The sequence below is a fragment of the Paenibacillus oralis genome (genome assembly GCF_003863965.1).
Lineage (GTDB): Bacteria > Bacillota > Bacilli > Paenibacillales > Paenibacillaceae > Fontibacillus > Fontibacillus oralis.
The window spans coordinates 168,023-191,233 of record NZ_RRCN01000001.1 but is presented as its reverse complement, the minus strand read 5'-3'; the positions used below and the strand labels follow the sequence as shown (position 1 = coordinate 191,233).

Genomic DNA, 23,211 nt, shown 5'->3' with positions numbered 1-23,211 from the left:
GCAAGAAACGCGGAAGGGCGTTGGAAGCTTGAGGACATAGAAGACCGGTAGGTTGGGCGGCAGATCAACACTCACTGTCCGGACGCTTTGCACGATTATCCCGTTTGATCAGGTCAGCAGAGAAACCGACAAGCTCGGGAGAAGAAAATATTTGGTGGAGAAGCAGATCGGTTCGAGATAATTTAGACGGGCTTAGGAGAAGGAATCAGGTTTAGGGGAGGTGAAACAGGCCGGACAAGAGAGCAAGACAAGAGATCAAGGACAAAACGCGAGGGTAACGAAAAGACCTTGATTTTGCTGTAGCCTGAACCTTTCCATCTGCAGCAACGTTCGGACTGTTTATGTTAACCCCTACCCATTAAGTTGATCTGCGTCAAACTTCCCCCACTATTACAGCGTCTCGATCAGGCCGCAGCCGCAAGGGGCTGGTTCGGTTGGCGCGCGATCAGCTGGCGGTAAGGGATCGCCGGAATCGCCACACACATGTGCAGCAACTTCTGCCGCATCGTTTCTTCGGCTCCGGGCCGGCGCAGCGAGCGGCGTACGGTGTACTCGTTTAGGTACGCCTGCAGATGCTTCAGTCCCAAGGCTACATACGTACTCTTCAGCGATTCCCACGCCTCTCTCACCACTTTTCGCAAGGGCGCATACAGCCGATAGGCTAGAGGAAACGACTCTACCACCGATGTACGGACATCCACATGCTTGTTGATGAACGCGGCGAGTTCGTGACGGTTTGCCCTTTGTCCATCTCCTCTCTTATGCGGTACCAGCCGGATTTTGACCTGCTCCGGCTCGTCCGACTCCGTGACCGTGCATCCCGCTACGACCGCCGAGGCATACGGATGCGAAAACTGAAGCCGGGACGGATTACGCCCGTACAGATCGCTGTTCACCTTCACGTCTCCGCGGAGCAACTCTCGGGCATCGAACTCTCCCACGGCATGGCGTATTTTGTGCAGCATCAACCAGGCGGTTTTGTAGGTGACCCGGATCACCTTGCTCAGCCGCATCGCCGAGATGCCGTCCTCAAGCAAGAACAACTCCAGCGCCTTGAACCACTTGAGCAGGGGCAAATGCGTTCCTTCAAAAATCGTGCCGACCAAAGCCGACGTTTGATGCTTGCACTTTCCGCACTCGAACAAGGGGATGTGCCGGGAAGTCAGACGGCTGCACTGAGTGTGGGCGCAGCGCGGGCAGACGAAGTCGCTTGGCCACTTCATCGCGATCACCGCCTCCATGCAGGACTGCTCGTTGTTATAACGGCTACTGAATGGTTGAAGTTCCGTTCCCGTATTGACCTCCATGTTCACTCGCCCCCGAATCAAGAATTTACGAATGTACGTTCCATTTATTTCATTATACCAAACATATGTTCCCCGATCAAGCCGAAAATCTCACCTGAACCGCCTCATTTTTCACCCTCTCTTTTTCTTCTCTCTTTTTTTGGAACCCTTGCCTAGCCCCCACCCCCCGCTCTCTGAACGAAAGGGATAATCGTGCAAAGGCTGTAGGCGGGGACACCAAGACACCAGACACCAAGACACGCCTCCTTTAGACAGCCACCTCACCTGGCGTCGATTTGTGACACTGCTCGAAACGGCTACGGTGCAAAAGATGGGTGCGCTGACCTCGGCGGATCGTGACGCCCTCTTCATCGTTGATGCTTCCATGTTTAAGCGGAATCGTAACAAAGCGGTCAAGTTGCTTGCCCGATTTAGGGAAGACACTGTCCGCCTATGATTCAGCGTCAACTCTGGCAATGGATTGCTGCTTTACCCAGCTAAATCAAGACTTATCTGCCGATTTTTTGCTGCGGAAGTTGAGTTATAACTCAACTACCACAGCATAATTATCGTTTTTCATCAACTGCAAAAGTGCATCCTATTATCCTGAAATTACCATTTCGGGTGCTTGAAATGCAAAAGTACATCTCATTTGAGCTCGTAGGATATCCCCCTCTTCCTAGCAGATTCAAGCCCCGCATTCCATCACTGTTAAACCCATGCTTGACCTGTTTTTACATTGGTTTTCGTTCTGCGAAAGTTGAGTTATAAATTAATCCATGCTGGAGACCGAGAAGAACTCTTCCGTATTTTAAATGAAATTGTAACCAGAGAGTCAATTGACCGTATTGTAAAAAAAGCGTATAGTTTGGATATACATAAAATTCCAATGCAAACAATATTGTGGATGTTATCCTCCATTACAGATGGGAAGGAGTGGTTAAATTGAACTCATCTACGATACTTGCAGAAGTTTTGCTATATATGAAACAAAATAGTTTAAGCACAAGACAGTTTGCTTTGAAACTGGATATTAACGTAGGAACGTGCAGTTATTTGATAAACGGTGCTAGAACACTAACCGCCGATCATTTGGATCGTATCACAGAAGTGTTGGGATTCCCTAAAGGGCACTTTTATGAAAACTACATTCATGAATACCTGCAAGATATTGAACCCAACTGGCGCAGGATCGGCCCCTTCCTTCGTAAATGTGCGGAAATGGGCAAGATGGACTGTGTCCAAGAAACCGTAAGTTTATTATTGGATGATTTGGCGTATACCACTCCGTTATTTGATATGGCCGAAGAGTTGTTTGAAAACGGCAACTACGCGGCAGCGGAAATACTGTATGAAAATGTGGCCATGAGCGAAAAAAGGCAGTATTCGGAACGGTTGGCCTTATGTCAGTACCGGCTGTTCAATATCCGGATCGGGGAAGACCAGGTGCGGAATCTCAAATTTGCCTACCAATTTGAACCCTTTGTTGATCGGCTGGATGAAGTCCGGCAGCTGGATGCCTTGAAGGATTTGGCAAATTTATATCGTTCCGTACGCCAATGGGATCGGATGGAAGCGTTAGCTAACGAAATGGAGCATAAAGCAAAAATACTATACTTTAGCAAAAAACGATCCGCAGCAAAATTTCAGGAAATGCAGCGCAAGCTAAGCAGGCCGTTTTTTGTATACATTGCGTACCCAAAACTTTTATATGCGGAAGCATGTGAAGGCAGGAATGATTTTGAAAAAGCGCTGCAATATACTTATGAATACGCAGATTTAAGCTGGGTAAGAGAAACGGATGCAGATACCAAGCACTGGCTGGATTTATTCCAAAAGTGGTCGGAGGCTAATATTTATGCCAATAAACTTATGGGGGGCGATATTGGTGTTTTGCCGGAATATGTAGAGTATCTCCGTCAACACCCGAAAGAGATTCTACCGGGATTATTTAATATTCTGTATGCCGCAAACCGATATCAAATGGATGTGGATCATATCCTCCAACAATTTAGTTCGGAAATAGAAGCTTATGAACGTCAGCGAACAAATGATTTTTATATGAGTCAGGTGATACCCGATTACTTTAACAAGTTTCTGTACGATCTTACTTTTTATTATGTGCGTAAAGGTGATTACAAAAGCGGTTTCAAATATATGATGTTAGGCCTGGAAAATTCAGTTATAATTAACAAAGAGGATAGTATTATTAAGTTTATGGTTTTATTTGAACAAGTCAGGTACATAGCAACTGAAGAATTATGTTTAAAGTACAAGAACATAGTTAGTGAGGTGCGTCAGGTCGTATGAAGAATAAAATAGTTATCGCAGCGGCTATGCTTGTGTTTTTAGTATTTGCTATTCCCGACGCAAGTTTTATTCATCAACCTACTGTCATAACCTATGGTCAGCATGGTGGTTTATAGAAGCATTAATTTCAATATATTTAATATAAGTAACGGGACTGTCCTCAAAAGTAAGTTTGCTTGCTTGATAGTCAGCCGATTTACAAACATATGAAATAGAGAAAAGGCGGTGCAGATGATTTTCTGCATCGCCTTTTCCCGTTAATCTATTGCCGCTTTCTTGGCCGGAATCCGGTTGTTAATCGGACAAACCCGCCTTGCTGAGCAGCAGATACAGCGCAGAGGCTGCGGTTTCACGTGTTGCGGTGGCGTTCGGACGGAAGTTGGTTCCGCCGTCAGCTTCCACACCGCCGATAACGCCGGCGGCCGTTAACGTCCGAACGCTGCCTTTGGCGTAATCGGCAATTTCCGCCGCATCGGCGTAAGCGGCGGCAGGCGAATCGGCCTGCGGCAGCTTGGCTCCCGTAAACGTCAAAGCTCTTGCCAGAATCGCCGCCATTTCCTGACGCGTTACGCTTGCGCCGGGAGCAAACACGCTTTGGCTTTTGCCATGGATGATGCCGGCTTCATTAGCGGCGGCGATATCTTCGGCGAACCAGTCGGTCGCCTTCACGTCGCCGAACTTGGCGGTTGTGCCTTGCGCTTTCAGACCGAGCGCCCGTACGAGCAAGGACGTGAATTCCGCGCGGGTCAAGTTACCGTTTGGCGAAAACTTGCCTGCGGAAGTTCCTTCAATGATGAACTTGCTTGCCAGCGCCTGAATATGGTCCGCTGCCGGGGAACCGGCAATATCCTCGAATTGAATCGTGCGAGTGACGGCGGCATACACGGAAAATCCAGGGCGGTTTACCGTGACCAGCGTCGTCTTGTCTTCCCGGGCCGTGAATACCGAGGCAACCGGTCTAACTTCACCGTTCTCTTCATAAAGGACTCCGGCCGTGCCCGGCTCAATTTGACCCGGTACAGTGAACGCCCGCTTGATGAAAGTGCCGGCCGGCACTTTGAGCGGCGTGCTTCCGGACTCGGCGACCCAGTTCGCTGCAAAAAGAACCGGCGTCCCGAGAACCGTTGCGCCGGGAGCATGCTCCGTAAAGGCGGCTTTGCCGGATTCGGACGGCTCGATGATCAGGTCGAGTCCGGCGGAAGCCGGAGCTTGCGCCAGTAGGCTAACCGGCAAAGACAATGCGGAACCCGCTGCGCTAAACACGATCACGCTTTGCGGATGCAGATCGGCAAATTGCTTGACTTGCCCGGCTGTGAACGATGCCTTGGCGTTTGTTACAGTTGTGCCGGGCAAGCTGAGCACGATCGCGACCGGCGATCCGGATCCCGCCGAAGCCAGCGCGGCGCTCAGTTCGCTGTCGCCTACCGTAGCCGTCGTGACGCCGCCGTCTGCAGTCGTCTTAACGGTGAGATTTACCTGCTTATGGCCCGCTGCAATGACAGCCTCCGCCGAAGCACTCAAGCTTCCCGACGGTGTGGCGGGAGCTGTTGCCGGGCTCGTCACCGTGGTGCTGCTTTTTTTACCGCCGCTGCTACTACCGCTGCCTCCGCCGTTGCTTCCCGTGGAGTTGTCCACCCGGTAGGAGGTGACGTTGCTGTACACAATTGGCGTGCCGTCATTTCTCACGGCTACTTGATGGTTGCTGTCCAACTGGAAAGCATAAACCCAAATTTTATAGACGCCGTCTTTCAGAGACTTGGTGATCGGCTGGTTTTGATCATCGAAGATCGGGTTTCCGTCCGAATCGGTGGCGTAATACGAGTTGCTGATCCCCTCGTAGGTATAAACCCCGGGTTCAAAACGTTTGTTAATGTCTTCGGAAACCTGATCCCCGAACAATCCAATCAATTCATCGTTCAGATCATAGACCAGGAACCGGAAATAATTCGTATCCTCCGCCGTCAGTTTAAAGCTCAAATCGGTCGATTTTTGCGTGCTGCGGTTCGGATAGACGATAGAGTTCGTAACCTTGACATCTTGAATGCCGAATCCGTTCGCCGGCTGATCCGCCCCGACATACACCGAAAACGGCAGGTGCAGTGTCGGCAATCCCGGGCTTGTCAGATTAACCTGGCCTTCATACCGGCCTTCCCGGGCATCCGAAGCGACCGTCAGCTTCAACTGGAAGGCGGAGGCTTTGCCGGCGGCAGCGGTCACCGAAGCGGTATCCAGCGCGGCGTCAACACCCTCATGCCCAGAATGCCACTCGACATTCGCATCGTACGCCACCGCGTCCCCGGAGGTGTTTTTAAGCTGCAAAGTCTTCAAAGGAGCGCTGCCGGGGGCGGCTATGCCAAAATTGGCGGACGCATTATAGTTGATCACGTTTTTCGGATTATAGTTCGGGTCCAAAATCGTGATCGGCTCAAGCGCCTGCAGGATCGCCGGCGTCTTCAGGGCCTCGGCCACATCGGCGCGGCCGGCTCCTTGCTGATACACGTCATACAACGGAGTTCCGTCCTCGTCTTCCAGCACCTTGGCCGTATTGGCCAGGGCGGCGCGAATATCAAACGGGGTCCACTCCGGATGCTTCTCTTTCAGCAGCAGCGCCAAACCGGCGGCATGCGGCGCGGCCATGCTCGTGCCGCTGCTGCGGGCGTAGGCTTTGTCGTAAGGTACATCGCCCAGCAGCTTGCCGTAAGCCGGATAGCTGGACATCACGTTTACGCCCGGGGTGACGATGTCCGGCTTAATGCTCATATTCGCGTCGGCATTTGGTCCCCAGGAGGAGAAATCGGCCAAAAAGTCGCCGGGAACCGTTTCCTCCGGATAATCTTCATCAAACTTAAACTTCAAGCTCAGGCCAGGGTTGTCCTTCAGAGCTCGGGCCAAAGCGCGCCCGTCCTTTCCGGACAAGTCCAAGGTGGGGATGAAATCAAAGCCGTCGCCAAGACTGGCACCGATATGTTCGTCTAAACCGGGGATCGACTCGCTCAAATCGGCTTCATTGCCGTTGGCCTTGCCGTTGAACACCACGATGGCGGCAGCCCCGTGCGCTTTGGCGTTGGCGATTTTATCCACGAAGGCGAGCGTACCGCGCGAGACGAGCACCACTTTGCCTTGCACGTCCAAACCTTGGTAGTCCTCCGCAGCGCCGAGATTGGCGTAGACGACGTCCCGGGGTTCAATGCCCAAGATATTACGGAAATCGTCATGCGCCGTTTCCCAGGCCATTACGTTGAAATGATATGTCGCATAGGTGGCCGACGTAGCCGTGGCGTCCGTTTCGGCCTGCGGGTCGGAGAGGGCGGATTCCAGGCTGCCTTCGAAATGCTTGCTCTCGCTGTCCACCGCGCCGACCGCAATCGCCAGCTGCGACGTCGCCGGCGAACCAAGCGTATAATACCCCGGCCCGGCGTTGCCGTTGGCGATGACCGCCACGACGCCGGACAACACGGCGTTGTTGATGGCGATAGCATCCGGCGAATTGACGTCTTTTTCGGTATCGGAGCCTAACGACAGGTTGATGACGTCCATCCCGTCCTTGACCGCCCGTTCAATGCCGTCGATCACCTGTGCGGAGGAACCGTTGGTTTTGGTGGGATCTTGCTTACTTCTTCCCAGCACCTTGTAGGCGTAAAGATCAGCCTCGTAGGCAACGCCTTTTTGCACGATATCGCTTTCCGTGTTGGCGGCCCGGCCGACGATCGTTCCGGCCACATGGGTGCCGTGCGACGTCCCTTCATACCCTGTGCCCAGCGGATCGTCTGCTTGGGCGATCGGCGGTTCCTCATAAGGGTCGTCGTCATTGTAAAAAGAGTCATAGCCGCCTTTATAAGCCCCTGCGAGATCGGGATGCTTGTAATCAACGCCGGTGTCGATGACCCCGACCTTCAGGCCTTCCCCTGTGATCCCGCTTTCCCAGGCGAGATCGGCTCCGATTTGCTTGAGCGGATTGACTTCGAAAGCAGCGCCTTCTTCTATCGTAGTGGTTTCCAGCGGAATCGGGTACCATGTGCTGTTCTCATGGATCGACTTGACGCCCGGGATGTCTGCCAGTTTCGGGATTTCATTGGCCGGAATCGTAATTTCAAAACCGTTAAGCACGGTGTCGTACTGATAATTCACGTCCAGATCCAGGCCCTGATCGGCCGCGGTATCTAAAAATTTCTGCTGTTCTTTATTGATCGTAGCTTCCGTCGCTACGGCCGCCAATGAGCGTATTCCGGCTTTGGCCGCATATTTTCCGACCGCGGCGGGTTGGCCGTCGAGCTGAACGATAATTCTGACCGGTTTCTTGGATGACGTATCGATTTGCGGCGAAATGACCGGTTCCGAAGCTGGCTCGGTTGCGGACGTTATAACCTGATTGAGTAATGGCGAAGACGCCGAGCCGGAAGCTGCGGTTGTACCGGGGAAAGCTCCTGTGGCGGTCAGCCCCAGGGCAAGCGAATAGACCAGCCATGTGCGAAAACGAATTCTACTTTTCAACCCTTTCTCCTCCCAGAAACGAAAATTTGGTGACACGAGAGCCACTGCCGGTTGCCACTCATGAATGAAGCCGATGGGATTACCGGGAAATGACTCTATGAGCCTCCTCCCTCTATGTGAATATAGTAGAAATTTAAGAAGATTCTACCATCTGCAGGCCGAAATATCTATATCAATTTCAGGAATATTTTTGAAAAAGATAGAGCAGGTTCAAAATGGTATACTGAAAGGGTACAAAACGTTCCGTGAATCTAGCTTTTAGTGAGGGCGGTTGCCGATGCGCGATTTATCGACGATAGAATATTTGCGGGAAGGAAACCCGAGGCAGCGAGAGGCTTACAAAGTGATGAAGGACATGAAAATCATGGATCTGCTCGCTCCCTACCATCCTGTATTGGCCGGAACAATTCCGCTCGGCATCGACCTGCCGGCCAGCGATCTGGACATCGTATGCGAGGTTTATGACCATGAAAAGTTTCAGAGGGACGCAGAGTTACTGTTTGGCGGGTACGAGGATTTCCGGTGCAAGCCGAAAATCGTTGACGGAGTGATGCGGACGGTAGCGAATTTTGCGGCCGGCGGATTCCCATTCGAAATTTTTGCCCAGTCCGTGCCGGTCACCGGGCAAAATGCCTACAAGCATATGGTGATTGAGCATCGCATTCTGGAGATGGCCGGAGCGCAGGCTGCACGGGAAATTCGGCAGAGAAGGCGGCAGGGCCTGAAAACGGAGCCGGCGTTTGCCGACTGGCTTGGGTTGCCCGGGGACCCATATGCCGCTTTGCTGGAGCTGTACGATTGGGAGGACCGGAGGTTGGCCGAATTTGTAGGAAAGGGTGGGATGCATGATTAGCAAAAGCAACGCGGAGCACTACATTTGGGGGGAACGCTGCGACGGATGGAGGCTGGTGGACCGGGAAGAAATAAGCGTCATTCACGAAAAAATGCCCCCGAATACCTGTGTCCGAGTTTCAGTGAAATAAGCACCATGGCAACCGTTAGAGTAGTCGTGTGGTTAATATAGTATCTCGACAGCAGCAGCAAATTGGGGTATACATGAATCATTAATAAAGGAGGCGAAACGAGAAATGGACTATAGATATCCGATCGGCAAATTTGAATTTACGGGTGAAATTACCGCCGACCAGCGGGAGCAATGGATCCGGGAAATCGAGACGCTGCCCGCAAGACTGAGGCAGGCGGTCGCGGGACTAAGCGAAGATCAATTGAACCTGCCCTACCGGGAGGGAGGCTGGACGCTGCGTCAGGTCGTGCACCATGTGGCCGACAGCCATATCAACAGCTACACGCGGTTTAAGCTGGCGTTAACGGAAGACAATCCGACAATCCGGCCTTATTTCGAAGACCGCTGGGCGGAGCTGCCGGATTCCCGAGCGGATATTCAGGTTTCGCTTACCCTGCTTGAGGCGCTGCACCAAAGATGGGTGATATTGCTGAAATCGTTTAGCGAAGCGGATTACGAGCGGACATTCCAGCACCCCGAATCGGGTAAAACAACCAGTCTGGCTTATAATCTCGGCACTTACGCCTGGCACGGCAATCATCATCTGGCTCATATTACGTCATTAAGAACGAGGCTCGATCTTTAGACAGAACGGAGAATCCCGAAGACTTTGGAAGGCGTTGGACAAATGAAGACGATATCTTACCGGAAATCAGTGGCATGGGGCAAAACGCTGGGCAGCTTGCTTTTTGTCCTCACCTGTCTGTTTTTGCTGTACGCGGCTTTGTTTATGGACGTTAGCCCGGTCCGCCTGTTTTTCTGCATCACCTCGGCCATAATCGGGTTGCCGTTTTTCGGGGGCTATTTCGCCGCGTGCTTCCCCAGAGCGCTGCGGTTCAATCCACGCCTGCTCACCTACGATCAGCGTACCATTTCAGATGGAACAAACACCGTCGCTTGGGCGGAGATTTCAGGCATCAGCTACAACGGTCCCTCGATCCGACAGTGGTTGCTCCCTCAGTTCCCGGAATTGGTTTTTCACCTCAAGAACAAGGAAACCTGGACCGTGAGCACTTATTATTTGCTAACGGATGCCGAAATCCACGCGGTCATGAAGCTTTTGCGCGGCCTGATCAGCCGAAACGGAAAAGAATAGTCCGCTAAAGCCGCTCATCTTTGAAATCGGCGCTGGCAGCCGGCTATTGGAACGACCGGCCGGCCGTCGGCCTTCAAAATAGCGGCATAATATGCCGCTATTTCTCTCAAATGGACGGATATCGCCGAATTAACGTCCTTTTTTGTCCTTATGTTTTTCGCTGGAGTTTCTCAGACCAGGCAGCCTGGTTTTTTGTTGAGCTAGAGTTGCGGGTTTCCCCTGCTTACGAACCGCTTCGTTCCGATGTCAGCCACACGGCCGCCCGTTCCCGCAAGCTCTCCCGGACATCGAGCACCCGCTGGTTTTCCGAGCCTCTCCACTTCAGTTTGAGATTACGCCGCTCCAAAATAAACCGGCCGTCGATCAGGACATCGCAGTAAGCGAGCAGCTCCGTGCGGGATGCATCAGCAAGGATCTCCTCAAACGTGTAACCCGACCAGATCCAGATGTCCTTGCCCGGGCATTCCGCCCGGACCCGCCCCACCAAACCGAGAAGCCCGTCCACGTTTTGAAACGGCTCGCCGCCCAGGATGGACAGGCCCGCCACCCGGATGCCTTCCACCTGTAAATCGGCGATGACCTGATCCTCGAATTCCCGCGTATAGGGGAAACCGTAGGCGAAATTCCAGGTGGCCGCGTTGAAGCAGCCTTTGCAATGATGGGTGCAGCCGGAGGTGAACAGGGAATTGCGCAGCCCTCTTCCGTTAAGCACGTCGAATTTCTTATAGTCCGCGATATGCATAGGCGGCCGTCACATATGCTTGACGCGGGCGAGCACTTCCTGCTGTTTCCCCGCGTTGAACGGCCGCTGGCTGGGCTCGGACAGGTAACCGCAGCAGCGCCGGATGACCGAGGACGTTTTGGGATTGCAGTTTCCGCAATTCGGGCACTCAAAACCCGTGTTGGTCGCTTCAAATTCCCCTTCGTATCCGCATTCCAGGCATTTGTCCGTCGGGGTGTTCGTCCCAAAGTAAGGCACCCGCTCGTAAGCGTAGTCCCAAACCGCTTCCAGCGCCTCGGGATTTTGCACCAGCGAGTCGAATTCGCAGTAGGTGATGAAGCCGCCATTGGCATAAACGGGGTACTGTTTTTCGAATTCGATTTTTTCGAACGGTGTCACCTTTTTAGCCACGTCCAGATGGAACGAGTTGGTGTAGTAGCCTTTGTCCGTAATCCCTTCGAGTAAACCGAAACGCTGCTCATCCAGTTTGCAGAAGCGGTAGCACAGCGACTCCGCCGGCGTGGAGTAAAGGCTGAAGCCGTACCCGGTTTCATTTTTCCATTCCGCGGCCTTCTCACTCAAATACCGCACGATGTCGAGGCCTTTTTGTCTTAACGCGGCGTCGTCGAAGATATGTTTGCCATGCAGCGCCAAAATCGCCTCATGAATGCCTATGTACCCCAGCGAGATGCTGGCCCGGCCGTTTTGCAGCAGGTGATCGATCGTGTCTTCGGGCTGGAGCCGGCTGCCTGCCGCGCCTTCCATGTACAAGATGGGGGCGACCTTGGCTTTGACGCCCCGCAACCGTTCGATGCGGTACATCAGGCCTTCCTTGCAAACCTCCAGCAGCTTGTCCAGCAGCTTGTAAAAAGTCTGCTCCGATCCCTTCGCCTGAATCGCCAGCCGCGGCAGATTCGCGGTCACCACCCCCATGTTGAAACGCCCGTCGTGCAGCTCCCGCCCGTTCTCCTCGTAAGCGCCGAGGAAGGAGCGGCAGCCCATCGGGAATTTGAATGACCCGGTAATCGCCGTGACTTTCGGCACCGAAATGATGTCGGGGTACATGCGCAGCGTGCTGCATTTGAGCGCGAGTTGCTTGATGTCGTAATTCGGATCGCCCGGCCGCAAATTCACCCCTTCTTCCAACGCGAAAATCAGCTTGGGGAACACCGGCGTTTTGCCGTCCTTGCCGAGCCCGCGAATGCGGTTCTTCAGAATGGCGATTTGAATCTGCCGTTCCTCCCAGCTCAGGCCCCGCCCGAACCCGAACGTGCTGAACGGCGTCTGGCCGTTGGCGCTTACGAGCGTGTTGATTTCATATTCCAGCGATTGGAATGCGTCGAAGGTTTCTTTTTCCGTCAGCTTTTTGGCATAGTCGAAGCATTTCGGATAACGTTCGTGCAAGTTCGTATTTTCATAGGAAATATCGAGTTCGGCGCTCGCCGCGCTATCCAGTTCATACAGCCACTCCAGGCCGTTCTTATAATGTTTGACAAAAGATTTCGCCACATAAGGCGCCAAAATTTTATCGATCTCGTTAATCGTGTTCCCGCCGTAAATATGACTGGCCACTTGGGCGATGATCTGCGCCGTGATCGCTGTCGCGGTCGTAATGGAGCGCGGTGTTTCGATCTGCGCGTTGCCCAGCTTAAAGCCGTTCTCCAGCATGCCTTTGAGATCGATCAGCATGCAGTTGTAAATCGGAAAATACGGGCTGTAATCCTGGTCGTGAAAATGCAGGCTCCCGTTGTTATGCGCTTCGACCACCCGTTTTGGGATCATGTAGGTCTGGGCGAAATCTTTGGCCATAATGCCGGCCAGCAGGTCCCGCTGCGTCGGAATGGTCGCTCCGTCCTTGTTGGAATTTTCCTTAAGCACTTCTTCATTCGTCAGCTCCAGCAATCCCAGCACCTTTTTGTCCAGGCTGCTGCGCTCGCGTCTTTTCAGCGTGCGGATTTCGCGGTAGCCGATATACGCTTCGGCCGCGTCCTTTCTGCGGCTGTTCATCAGCGCGGACTGTACTTCGTCCTGAATATGTTCGATATCCACCTTCTCCAGCTTGGAGATTCTGGCGGTCACTTTGTCGGCTACCTTTTGCGCCACATTCATGTCGACTTTCTTCTCCGTGCTGTTCATGGCAGCGCAAATCGCGTCGATGATTTTTTGCTGGTTAAAGGCCACTTCGGACCCGTCGCGTTTAATGACTAACGTAACAATCACCCTTTGTTCTTTGTTTTGCTTGGTGAGTATAGCACACCCGGCCGGAAAAAACGGTGATGTCACGCACTCCCAAGCCTATCGCTCGCAAGATCGCGTTTGATCCGAACCAATAGCGGTAAAAAAGGGCTTATTTCCGTCACATTGACGATTAGCAGACTTATAGCGGAATAAAAAGGCGCTATTTCCGCAAGGAAAGGATGAAATCGGTCGATTTCGTTCGTTCCCGGAAAAATAGCGCCACAATTTACCTCTATTTGTAAATTTCAAGCGGATATCGGCCGAATAAGGCCACCGAACCTAATGGGTCTGTCCGCTTATGCCGTTACAGCACCCAAGCCCCCACGATGCCCGCAACGATGCCGATCACAACGACCGACACAAACACGAACAGCAGCACTTTGCGCGGGAACGAGCGCGACACCATCAGCATGGACGGCAGGCTGATCGCCGGCAGCGTCAGCAGCAAGGCGGCCGCAGGTCCGGCGCCAAGGCCAAGCGCGGTAAACGATTGAATGATCGGAATTTCGGCCGCCGTCGGAATGACGAACAGGGTGCCGACGATGGCGAACACGAGGATCGCGAGGAACCCGCCGCCCAGTGCCACCGGGAACATCGTGTTTTGGAAAGCGCCAAGGACGAGCACGGACAGCAAATAAGCCGGCACGACGTTCAGGATCATCAGCCCCAGGCTTTTCAGCCAGCGGAGCGCAAACGGCGTTTCGTCCTTGCTTTCGGCGGCTTCGATTGCGGCCGGAGCGGGAACCTCCTTGCCTTTGGCGAACTTGTTCGCCAAATAGCTGACCCCGAACGTCATCAGGACCCCGAACACGAGCCTAAGCAAGGTGAATTTCCACGACAACACGAACGTCATAAAAATGAGCGTGGCCGGATTCAGCACCGGGTTGCCGATCCAAAAAGCGAGGCTCGCGCCGACCGACACGTTTCTTTTGCGCAGGCCGGCCGCGATCGGAGCGGCGCAGCAACTGCACATCATCCCCGGAAGGGAAGCGACGCCGCCGAGGAAGGTGCTTTTGAAGCGGCTGCTGCCCAGCACTTTGTACAGCCACTGGGCCGGAAGCAGCACCTGCACGAGCGAGCCGAGCAGGATGCCGAGCACCGCCGCTTTCCACACCGACTTGAAGTAGATGATCGCATAGTCTACCGCCGCGCCCCACGATGGGGCCGCCGCCGTATCCGAGCCCAAAATCGAAGAGCCGATCGAATGGCTGGCTGCGCTTTTGAGCGCTTTTTCATAATAGGGCCACCACTTGACATAACTTAAGCCGGCGATGGCTATGATGAGAAACAGAATGACGAAAAACACGGTCTTTCGGTTGAAAGAACGCGCTGAGTGAATGTTTCCGCTGCTTGAAGAAGCCATAATTCCCTCCGCGTATCTATAAATTTTGCACAAGCAATAGTATAACACAATGTCGCAAGGTCAAAATACGTGCCAATACCGAGGAGTTGAGAAGGCCATTTGCCTTTTTCCCGGCAACTGGAGTACGATTTATAAGGGAGTAAACGGTTTACAAACCAACTCGTTAGGGAAGGAACGTGAGGATTCATGTCAACAACGGATTCCGTTAAATTAACGTCTTTATCCAGCAAAGGCGGCTGCGGCTGCAAAATCGGTCCCGCCGACTTGATGCAGGTCATCCGCGATCTGCCGCCTGCGGAGCCGAATCCCGATCTGCTCGTCGGCCTGGACACGAGCGATGATGCCGGTGTCTACCGGTTGTCGGATGATTTGGCGCTGGTGCAGACCGTTGATTTTTTCACGCCGATTGTGGACGACCCGTATTCGTTCGGGCAGGTGGCGGCGGCAAACGCGATCAGCGACATTTACGCGATGGGCGGCAAACCGCTTACCGTTCTTAATATAGTAGCTTTTCCGATTTCCACGCTGGACAAAAGCATTTTGGCCGACATTTTGCGCGGCGCGGCCGACAAGGTGAGAGAAGCGGGAGCCACACTGGTCGGGGGCCACTCCATCGACGATAAAGAACCCAAATTCGGCCTGGCCGTCACCGGGCTGGTGCATCCGGACAAGATCAGAACAAATGCCGGCGCGAAACCCGGGGATAAGCTGATCTTGACGAAGCCGATCGGCGTCGGCATTATGACGACATCGATCAAAAAGGACCAGCTCAGCAAGGAAGAAACGCAGCGGGTGACGTCCGTGATGGCAACGTTGAACAAAACCGCGGCCGAGGTCATGGAGCCTTACGATGTCCACGCCTGCACCGATGTCACCGGCTTTGGATTGATGGGACACGCCCTGGAGATGGCCAAAGGCAGCGGCGCCGGCATCACGATCCGGAAAAGCGCGGTACCCGTACTTCCGCGTGTCAGGGAACTGGCGGAGCAAGGTTTCATTCCGGGCGGCACGAAAAATAATTACGCCCACGTGGAAGCCGACATTACGTTTCCGGAAGCGCTGGATCAGACCGACCGCTATATTTTGTGCGATGCGGTGACCTCCGGGGGCTTGCTCATTTCGGTAAGCGCGGCGCAGGCGGACAAGCTGCTCGCGGCCTTGGTGGCTGCAGGCGTAGAGGCCAGCCTGATCGGGGAAGTGACGGACGGTCCCGCCGGGCGGATCATTGTCGAAGTCTGATGAAGCGGTGAGATTAACACGGTGAGATTAACATCAAGAAGGAGTTTTTGAACATGTTTCAGGATTTGAGCCTGGAGGAATGGGTAGAACAGCGGCCGAAAGGGCTCTCGCTTATCGACGTTCGCTCCCCTTCGGAATTTGCGCAGTCGACGATTCCGGGCAGCGTCAACATCCCGCTGTTCGATGACCGGGAACGCGCCGAAATCGGGACGTTATATAAACAAGTCAGCGTGGAGGCCGCCAAGCAGCGGGGTTTGGAAATCGTCTCGGCCAAGCTGCCGGGGTTTATCCGTAATTTCGCCGAAATTCCCGGGCGGAAAGCCGTTTTTTGTTGGCGCGGCGGCATGCGCAGCAAAACGACGGCTACGCTGCTGTCCTTAATGGACATCCATGCTTACCGGCTCGCGGGAGGCTACCGGGCTTACCGGCAGTGGGTCGTCAGCACGCTCGAAAATATGTCCTTCGCCCCGCAAATGGTGGTGATCCACGGGAATACGGGCAGCGGGAAAACGCTGCTGCTTCGCACGCTGAAGGAGAAAGGGTACCCGGTGATCGATCTAGAGGAGATGGCCGGGCACCGCGGCTCGGCGTTTGGGCAAATCGGCCTGGAATCGCGCAACCAGAAAACGTTCGACTCCCTGCTGCTCGATGAGCTGCTCCGCTACCGGGACGAACCGTACGTGCTGATGGAGGCGGAGAGCAGGCGGATCGGCAAAGTGGTCATACCGGAGTTCCTCGCCGCCAAAAAAGAGCAGGGACGCCATATCCGCTTGGAACTGCCGACGGAGGCGCGCGTCAAGATTATTTTGGAGGATTACGAGCCTTGGAAGCACCCGCAGGCTTGTCTGGAATCTTTTCGCAAAATCAAATCGAAGATCCATATCCCGGTGGCCGCGGAGATCGAGTCGTGTCTAACCTCCGGGAAGTACGACCGGGCGGTGGAATTGCTGCTGGCGTATTATTATGACCCGCGTTATGCGCATACCGAAGATCAGTACGCCGGAGCGGAGTTTGCGGTCGTCCGCGCCGCTTCGGCCGAAGCGGCCTTGGCCGGGGTGGAGCGGCTTTTGCCCAAGCCGGCTTCGCTTGCCGTGAACAAGCCGTAAATATGAAACAGCTCGCCCTGCCTCGCTTTATGCAGGGGATGGGCTGTTTTTTTGTACATTTGTCCTGGAAAAATTGCCTAATAGCCGATACAATAAGAAGAAATGGGAAAAGGGAGGATAAAACAGGTTGAAGTATAGTCGTAAAGGCAAAAGTTCCGATCGCCCAAAGCCGGAGGCTGCCAAAAAGTCGCCGGTCAAAATGCCGCTCATTACTTTGATGGCGCTTTCCATCATGCTGCCGCAAGGGGTAGCGCTTGCCGAGGAAGTGCAAACGGGAACGTATAAAACGAAGGTTACCAGCATCCGGGTAGATAGCATTACGAGCGGAGCAGAGGAGGCTGCCGTCCCCGCCGATCCGTCCCAGGCGAAAATCACCAAGGAGCAGGCTGTGGAAAAGGTCAAGGAGCTGTTTCCGCAACTGGAGCAAGCCGAGGTGTCGAGTGTCGAGCTGGGAAACAGTGGTGTTTATCCGCCGCCCGCCAACCAGATGATATGGAATATTCAGTGGAGCTATAAAACCGGCAATTCGAGTTACGGCTTCAACAGCGAAGTGGATGCGATGACCGGAGACCTGATCAGTACATTCCTAGGTTTTCCGCAGGAAAAAAATACGTCGTACTACCCTCCCAAGCTTACGAGGGAGCAGGCTTTCACCAAAGCCAAAGCGTTTATCGTTAAGGCGGCGCCGACGTTATCCGCCCGGGATGTCTCGGAATCCCAAGCCGGATGGGTTTACGAAAGCAACCAGACGTTGTTCGGCCCGGTCCAATACGGATTTTCCTTTGAAGTATTGAAAAACGGGTTGCCGTCCGACTTCGACAGCATCCATGTTACGGTTGACGGGGACGGAAATGTGACGGGATTTTCGCGGCCGTCGGATCTCCTCGAATATCCTTCCGCGGCGGCTAACCTGACGCAGGAGGAAGCGGAGAAAAAATTCCGCGAGGAATTCAAGGTGGAGCTTGGTTATGTGCCGACTTACAAGGATGGAAGCGTAAGCGGCTGGGTTCTCGCCTGGGGACCGGCGAATAACTCGGCGCTTTTGATCGATGCCGAAACCGGGCACAAAATCAATTACGAAGGCGTGGAGGTCACCTCAACCTCGGCCACCTATCAGGATGTGCCGCAGACGGAGGAGATCTTTCAACCTAGAAATTCGGGCGTTGAGCTGACCGCGGAGGAAGCGGCGGAGCTGGTCGAACAGATCGCCTACATTCCGGAAGGACGCACGCTGACGTCCCATCATCTCGGTCCGGATTTTCGGGATCCCGAGCGTAAAGTCTGGCAGCTGAACTGGGGAAAATCCGGCGATTATAGCCGCCCGTTTCCTTCGCAGTCCTCGGCCAACGTCGACGCTCTCACCGGAGAAATCCTTGAATTCCGGATGGAGGATTTTGGACACACGGACAGCAAAGAACCGCTGATAGCACCGGAGGGAGCCGTTAAATTATCGGCCGAGGAGGCCACCCGGAAAGCATTCGAATGGATCAACCGCCTATATCCCAATGCCAGTCAAGAGCTGAAGCTGGTGGAACGGGGAGATAGGGCGGCTTCCGGCTCGGACCAAGAGCGGTACCGGTATCAATTCGACCGTTACTACAAGGGGATTCCAGTCCGCAGCGGGGGGATTTCGTTAACGATCGATCCATACGGAAGGCTGCTTTATTACAGCGGCGTGAACCGTGAAACCAATCCGATCGGCGCAGCGGACGGCGAGGCGGTTACGGTTGCGGCCGACAAGGCGCTGGAAGCTTACCGGAATGCGTATAAGCTGGAGCTAAAATATTCACGGATCGGCGGGTATTTGTTAGACAACGAGTATATCCAGCCTATCGCCAAACTCGTGTATAGCCCGGAAGCGGTAAATTCGGTGCAGCCTTATCAGGTGCTCGACGCGGTGACGGGTGAGTGGGTTTCGACCTTTGAAGATGCGCAAACCGATGAAGATAAGTCCCCGGCGCCAAAGGACTTGGAAGGACACTGGGCCGAAAAAGATCTGGCCACACTGGTGGATTACCGGATACTTCAACCGGATGAAGATGGAAACATCAATCCCGATCAGACCGTCACGGTTGGGGAATGGCTAACGATGCTGGTCAAAGCTTCAACTTCTTATTACGACGGGCGCGTCTACGGGAACGAACTGAAGCCGATCGCGGGCGTAGACGTGAATCATCCTAATTATGGCGAGGTCAGCTATGCCGCAAACCAGGGCTGGATACGAACGGACGGCGCGCTGAATATGGATGAAACGCTCACCCGTGAGCAACTGGCCGTTATGCTGGCAGCGGTCGTAAACTATGATAAGCTGGCGGAGTTTTTGAACCAGGACGAAAAGGTCAACAAGTTGGCCGACGCCAAATCGCTCACCCGTCCAGGGGCGGTGGCCGTAACGCTTAAACTTGGACTGCTGCAGCCGCAAAACGGCAAATTCCTGCCGCAGCAGCAGGTCACCAGAGCCGAAGCGGCCACCGTGCTGATGAGGCTGGTCAAACTCCAGGGGCATACGGATCAGCCGATCGGGCAGGAATAGTCGGCTAAAAAGGAGAAGTCCTTAGGGCTTCTCTTTTTTTATCTCAAATATGAGGTGTGATATGGAAGATACCTTCGAGTTAAAAGTACGGTTAATAGAAATCCGGGCAAATAACTATCGGGCGCCATTCTCTATCCCGGTCTTTGATTTCACTTTGTCGATGATGGAGCACATTGGGGACCCTGACCCTTTTTTGCGCGATGAATTGATCTATATGACGATCCAGCAATGGGTTATGCAAGGGATGTATACCTCGGGCCAACTCCTTCAATTGCTCCACATCTGCCTTGACAAGCATCACCTTTTCTGCAAAATCGGGGAGAAAGGCACCGAATCCGTATTTACGCGCTCGTTCTCCGTGCTGCTGATCCCGTTAATCCTGTTTGCGGACAGGCAACAGCCTTTTTTGAGCAGCGGCGATACGGAAATGCTCAAAAACGAATTGGTGGCGTATCTGCTGATGGAAAACGATCTCCGCGGATACACGGGGGACACGGGTTGGGCCCATGCCATGGCGCATGCCGCCGATGCCTTTGAAGACCTCGCCCGATCGGAACATATACAGCAGCCTGCGCTCATGGAAATTTTAAATACGCTTCAAGCGAAAATATGCAACCATCAGTACACCTTTATCAACGAAGAAGATGAGCGGACGGTTGCCGCCGTCGTTACTGTTTGGGACAGAAGCTTACTTACGGATGAAGAGATCGCCGGATGGATCAAGCGTTTCGGGACAGCTCCGAAACCGGGCCGATTCCCCGACGACCACGTCCTTGGCATGAATGTTAAATGCTTTCTGAGAAGTTTGTATTTTCGCGTCTTGAACCATGAGGTACACCATAAATACACGGATATTATTTTAAAAACGTTGCGGCAGTTGGAACAGGCGGGGGAGTGACTTCGCCTGTTCCGCCGTTAATTTCGCTCTTTTCGCGTGAAGGGTTATAACTCAAACCTAACTATTTGCACCGTAGCCGTTTCGAGCAGTGTCTCAAATCGACACCAGGTGAGGGGCTGTCTAAAGTGTTCGTGTCTCGGTGTCTCGGTGTCTTTGTGTCCCTGCCTGCAGCCTTTGCACGATTATCCCTTTCGTTAAGGAAGCAGGGGGTGTGGGCTAGGCAAGGGTTCCAAAAAAAGAGAGAAGAAAAAGAGAGGGGGAAAAATGAGGCGGTTCAGGTGAGATTTTTGGCTTGATTAGGGAACGTATGTTTGGTATAATAAAATAAGTCGAACTCACGTTCGTGTATAATTGATTCGGGGGCGAGCGAACATGGAGGTCAATACGGGAACGGAACTTCAATCATTCAGCAGCCGTTATAACAGCGAGCAGTCCTGCATGGAGGCGGTGATCGCGATGAAGTGGCCGAACGGCTTTGTCTGCCCGCGCTGTGCTCACACCCGGTGCAGTCGTCTGACTTCCCGGCATATCCTCTTGTTCGAGTGCGGAAAGTGCAAGCATCAAACCTCGGCTTTGGTCGGCACGATTTTTGAAGGAACGCACCTGCCCCTGCTCAAGTGGTTCAATGCGCTGGAGTTGTTCTTGCTTGAGGACGGCATCTCGGCGATGCGGCTGAGCAAGGTGATCCGGGTCACCTACAAAACCGCCTGGTTGATGCTGCATAAAATACGCCATGCCGCCCTAGAGTTCGATGCCCAGGAACTGCTCTGCGGAGACGTGAAGGTGAACAGCGATTTGTATGGGCGTAATCCGTCCCGGCTTCAGTTTTCGCATCCGTATGCCTCGGCGGTCGTAGCGGGATGCACAGTCACGGAGTCGGGCGAGCCGGAGCAGGTCAAAATCCGCCTGGTGCCGCATAAGAGAGGAGACGGGAAAAGGGCAAACCGTCTCGAACTCGCCGCGTTCATCAACGGGCATGTGGATGTCCGTACATCGGCGGTAGAGTCGTTTCCTCTAGCCTTTCGGCTGTATGCGCCCTTGCGAAAAGTGGTGAGAGAGGCGTGGGAATCGCTGAAGAGTACGTATGTAGCCTTGGGACTGAAGCATCTGCAGGCGTACCTAAACGAGTACACCGTACGCCGCTCGCTGCGCCGGCCCGGAGCGGAAGAAACGATGCGGCAGAAGTTGCTGCGCATGTGTGTGGCGATTCCGGCGATCCCTTACCGCCGGCTGATCGCGCGCCAACCGAACCAGCCCCTTGCGGCTGCGGCCTGATCGAGACGCTGGAACGGCAGGGGGAGTTTGACGCAGATCAACTTAATGGGTAGGGGTTAGCTTAATGCGGATCAACTTGATTGGTGTGAGTTAGCATAAACGGTGTGGGCGTTGCTGCAAATGGAGGGGTTCAGGCTACGGCAAAATCACGGTCTTTTCGTTTCCCTCGCGTCTTGTCCTTGATCCCCTGTCTTGATCTCTTATCCGGCCTGTTTCACCTCCCCTAAACCTGATTCCTTCTCCTAAGCCCGTCTAAATTATCTCGAACCGATCTGCTTCTCCGCCAAATATTTTCTTCTCCCAAGCTTGTCTGTTTCTCTGCTACCCTGATCAAACGGGATAATCGTGCAAAGCGTCCGGACAGTGAGTGTTGATCTGCCGCCCACCCCAAGAAAAGAATACTTTAATTCGTTTGCGTTGATTTAGGTCGGGCTCATGGTCTAGTTTTGGGTCTGGTAGAGGGCGATGCGCAGGTAGAGAGGGGAGGAGAAGAGGAATCAGGGGGCTAAGGGACACCAGAGCCGTTACTTTCGAAAAAACGGAGGATTGCAAAATGTAACGGACACAGAAGACCTTATTTACCTCAAATCGGCCTGGATGTACTGGTTTAGAACGAAATAGGGGCGTTGGTGTCCGTTAGGCTGGGAAATACCCGGGAAATGGGCGGATAAGGTCGCTGGTGTCCGTTAGACCTTTCTGCGCCTCCAAGGTATGGGATTGCGTGACAAAGGACCTCGCCAGCGGCGAGGTTTTTCTAAATGCAATTTATTCTTGAAGACCGTTGACTCTCCTCTTAGGGGAGGCATTAAGCTGAAAGTGAGCCGGCAAATGCGAGATTCGGAAAGGAGGGAAGAACCAAATGCCGTATACCGTCAAAGAAGTTTCGGCCTTATCCGGCGTAACGGTTAAAACGCTGCACCATTATCATAAAATCGGCTTGCTTCTGCCGTGCGAAATCAGCGAGGCGGGATACCGGCTGTACGGCATGAAGGAGCTGGAGCGATTGCAGCAAATTTTGTTCTACCGTGAGCTGGACCTGCCGCTGGCACAGATCCAGCTGCTGCTGGAGGGAGAGCCGGACCGCGCGGCGATTTTGTCGGAGCAAAAAGCGCTGCTGCATGAGCGCAAGCACAGGCTGGAGACGATGATTCAAACGTTGGAGAAATCGATCCGCGCTGCGGAGAAAGGAGATACTATGAACGATCAGGATATGTTCAAAGGGTTTACGAGCGATGAAGAATGGAAGGAGGCGCTGCGGGAACAGGATCGCCATTTGGAGCAAAATTATGGAGTCCGGCTGGTGGATGACGGCCCGATCGATGTCCCGCAAATGAACGAGCAGGCGGCCGAAGCGGCGGCATTCATGAACCGGATGGCCAAAGGTCTGCAGGAAAAAGTAAGCCACCTGGACGATTCGATTCAAAGTCTGATCGTAGGGCATCTGGCATTTTTAAATGAGCACGGGCATACGCTGACGGCGGCCGATTTTGCGGGCCAGACCGGCTTTTTCCTAAGCGACGAGTTCCACCGGAATATGCTGGAGAGTCAGCAAACCGGGCTGGCGTATTATTTGCACGCCGCGGCGGAAGCTTTTGCTTTACGGCAGTAACGCAGACTATTTACGATCCCCA

Annotated in this window: 16 protein-coding genes and 1 pseudogene; 12 read left to right on the top strand and 5 right to left on the bottom strand. The window is 53.7% G+C overall.

Annotated elements, in window-relative coordinates:
- Window positions 1-52: 52 nt before the first annotated feature.
- Window positions 53-181, top strand: coding sequence for a hypothetical protein (locus tag EHV15_RS37830; RefSeq protein WP_281281588.1), 129 nt, complete (start codon window positions 53-55; stop codon window positions 179-181).
- Window positions 182-404: 223 nt separating this feature from the next.
- Here EHV15_RS37830 and EHV15_RS00845 read toward each other — a convergent pair whose 3' ends face one another.
- A complete protein-coding gene (locus tag EHV15_RS00845; protein ID WP_128629609.1) occupies window positions 405-1,307 on the bottom strand; it encodes a transposase in 903 nt (300 codons plus the stop codon).
- Window positions 1,308-2,231: 924 nt separating this feature from the next.
- Here EHV15_RS00845 and EHV15_RS00840 point away from each other — a divergent pair.
- Window positions 2,232-3,596, top strand: a complete 1,365-nt coding sequence (locus EHV15_RS00840) for a helix-turn-helix domain-containing protein (protein ID WP_128629608.1) — start codon at window positions 2,232-2,234, stop codon at window positions 3,594-3,596.
- A 294-nt stretch (window positions 3,597-3,890) separates the two neighbouring features.
- On the opposite strand, the gene EHV15_RS00835 is transcribed toward EHV15_RS00840, so the two are convergent.
- Window positions 3,891-8,087, bottom strand: coding sequence for a S8 family serine peptidase (locus EHV15_RS00835; protein WP_128629607.1), 4,197 nt, complete (start codon window positions 8,085-8,087; stop codon window positions 3,891-3,893).
- Window positions 8,088-8,364: 277 nt separating this feature from the next.
- On the opposite strand from EHV15_RS00835, the gene EHV15_RS00830 reads away from it, so the two are divergent.
- The 4 genes and pseudogenes from EHV15_RS00830 to EHV15_RS00815 all read left to right on the top strand — a co-directional run bounded on the left by EHV15_RS00830 (window position 8,365) and on the right by EHV15_RS00815 (window position 10,207).
- On the top strand, window positions 8,365-8,940 hold the full coding sequence (locus EHV15_RS00830) for a DUF4269 domain-containing protein (RefSeq protein ID WP_128629606.1): 576 nt from the start codon (window positions 8,365-8,367) through the stop codon (window positions 8,938-8,940).
- Window positions 8,933-9,046: pseudogene (locus EHV15_RS37105) on the top strand (cupin domain-containing protein); the annotation flags it as partial. The gene EHV15_RS00830 and the pseudogene EHV15_RS37105, both read left to right, overlap by 8 nt.
- 129 nt (window positions 9,047-9,175) lie before the next feature.
- Window positions 9,176-9,697, top strand: a complete 522-nt coding sequence (locus EHV15_RS00820; protein ID WP_128629605.1) for a YfiT family bacillithiol transferase — start codon at window positions 9,176-9,178, stop codon at window positions 9,695-9,697.
- A gap of 42 nt (window positions 9,698-9,739) precedes the next feature.
- Window positions 9,740-10,207, top strand: a complete 468-nt coding sequence (locus EHV15_RS00815) for a DUF5381 family protein (RefSeq protein ID WP_128629604.1) — start codon at window positions 9,740-9,742, stop codon at window positions 10,205-10,207.
- Window positions 10,208-10,430: 223 nt separating this feature from the next.
- Here the strand turns inward: EHV15_RS00815 and nrdG are convergent, their stop codons facing one another.
- The 3 genes from nrdG to EHV15_RS00800 all read right to left on the bottom strand — a co-directional run bounded on the left by nrdG (window position 10,431) and on the right by EHV15_RS00800 (window position 14,529).
- Window positions 10,431-10,949 carry an anaerobic ribonucleoside-triphosphate reductase activating protein gene (gene nrdG, locus EHV15_RS00810; protein WP_128629603.1) on the bottom strand — a complete coding sequence of 173 codons (519 nt, stop codon included), beginning with the start codon at window positions 10,947-10,949 and terminating at the stop codon, window positions 10,431-10,433.
- A 9-nt stretch (window positions 10,950-10,958) separates the two neighbouring features.
- Window positions 10,959-13,211 carry an anaerobic ribonucleoside-triphosphate reductase gene (gene nrdD / locus EHV15_RS00805; protein ID WP_246061241.1) on the bottom strand — a complete coding sequence of 751 codons (2,253 nt, stop codon included), beginning with the start codon at window positions 13,209-13,211 and terminating at the stop codon, window positions 10,959-10,961.
- A gap of 259 nt (window positions 13,212-13,470) precedes the next feature.
- Window positions 13,471-14,529 carry a permease gene (locus tag EHV15_RS00800; protein WP_128629602.1) on the bottom strand — a complete coding sequence of 353 codons (1,059 nt, stop codon included), beginning with the start codon at window positions 14,527-14,529 and terminating at the stop codon, window positions 13,471-13,473.
- 186 nt (window positions 14,530-14,715) lie between these two features.
- Here EHV15_RS00800 and selD point away from each other — a divergent pair, with 186 nt between their 5' ends.
- From selD to EHV15_RS00770, 6 genes are all read left to right on the top strand, one after another.
- On the top strand, window positions 14,716-15,768 hold the full coding sequence (selD, locus tag EHV15_RS00795) for a selenide, water dikinase SelD (protein ID WP_128629601.1): 1,053 nt from the start codon (window positions 14,716-14,718) through the stop codon (window positions 15,766-15,768).
- A 53-nt stretch (window positions 15,769-15,821) separates the two neighbouring features.
- Window positions 15,822-16,874 (top strand): tRNA 2-selenouridine(34) synthase MnmH, encoded by a 1,053-nt coding sequence (gene mnmH / locus EHV15_RS00790; RefSeq protein WP_128629600.1) that lies wholly within the window; start codon window positions 15,822-15,824, stop codon window positions 16,872-16,874.
- A 127-nt stretch (window positions 16,875-17,001) separates the two neighbouring features.
- The gene (locus EHV15_RS00785) at window positions 17,002-19,407 is read left to right on the top strand and encodes a YcdB/YcdC domain-containing protein (protein ID WP_128629599.1); all 2,406 of its coding nucleotides are present in this window, start codon (window positions 17,002-17,004) and stop codon (window positions 19,405-19,407) included.
- Window positions 19,408-19,468: 61 nt separating this feature from the next.
- Window positions 19,469-20,305 (top strand): DUF2785 domain-containing protein, encoded by an 837-nt coding sequence (locus tag EHV15_RS00780; RefSeq protein WP_178075710.1) that lies wholly within the window; start codon window positions 19,469-19,471, stop codon window positions 20,303-20,305.
- Window positions 20,306-20,677: 372 nt separating this feature from the next.
- Window positions 20,678-21,580, top strand: coding sequence for a transposase (locus EHV15_RS00775; protein WP_128629597.1), 903 nt, complete (start codon window positions 20,678-20,680; stop codon window positions 21,578-21,580).
- Between the two features lie 859 nt (window positions 21,581-22,439).
- Window positions 22,440-23,189: a MerR family transcriptional regulator gene (locus tag EHV15_RS00770; RefSeq protein ID WP_128629596.1), complete on the top strand. Its 750-nt coding sequence runs from the start codon at window positions 22,440-22,442 to the stop codon at window positions 23,187-23,189.
- The last annotated feature ends 22 nt before the right edge of the window (window positions 23,190-23,211 follow it).

What these genes read in the sequence shown, in the direction of transcription:
- EHV15_RS00775 (WP_128629597.1), top strand. Translation starts at nt 20,678, where the DNA reads ATGGAGGTCAATACGGGAACGGAACTTCAATCATTCAGCAGCCGTTAT.
- EHV15_RS00780 (WP_178075710.1), top strand. Translation starts at nt 19,469, where the DNA reads ATGGAAGATACCTTCGAGTTAAAAGTACGGTTAATAGAAATCCGGGCA.
- nrdG (WP_128629603.1), bottom strand. Translation starts at nt 10,949, where the DNA reads ATGCATATCGCGGACTATAAGAAATTCGACGTGCTTAACGGAAGAGGG.
- EHV15_RS00820 (WP_128629605.1), top strand. Translation starts at nt 9,176, where the DNA reads ATGGACTATAGATATCCGATCGGCAAATTTGAATTTACGGGTGAAATT.
- EHV15_RS00800 (WP_128629602.1), bottom strand. Translation starts at nt 14,529, where the DNA reads ATGGCTTCTTCAAGCAGCGGAAACATTCACTCAGCGCGTTCTTTCAAC.
- EHV15_RS00815 (WP_128629604.1), top strand. Translation starts at nt 9,740, where the DNA reads ATGAAGACGATATCTTACCGGAAATCAGTGGCATGGGGCAAAACGCTG.
- EHV15_RS00770 (WP_128629596.1), top strand. Translation starts at nt 22,440, where the DNA reads ATGCCGTATACCGTCAAAGAAGTTTCGGCCTTATCCGGCGTAACGGTT.
- selD (WP_128629601.1), top strand. Translation starts at nt 14,716, where the DNA reads ATGTCAACAACGGATTCCGTTAAATTAACGTCTTTATCCAGCAAAGGC.
- EHV15_RS00845 (WP_128629609.1), bottom strand. Translation starts at nt 1,307, where the DNA reads ATGGAGGTCAATACGGGAACGGAACTTCAACCATTCAGTAGCCGTTAT.
- EHV15_RS00830 (WP_128629606.1), top strand. Translation starts at nt 8,365, where the DNA reads ATGCGCGATTTATCGACGATAGAATATTTGCGGGAAGGAAACCCGAGG.
- mnmH (WP_128629600.1), top strand. Translation starts at nt 15,822, where the DNA reads ATGTTTCAGGATTTGAGCCTGGAGGAATGGGTAGAACAGCGGCCGAAA.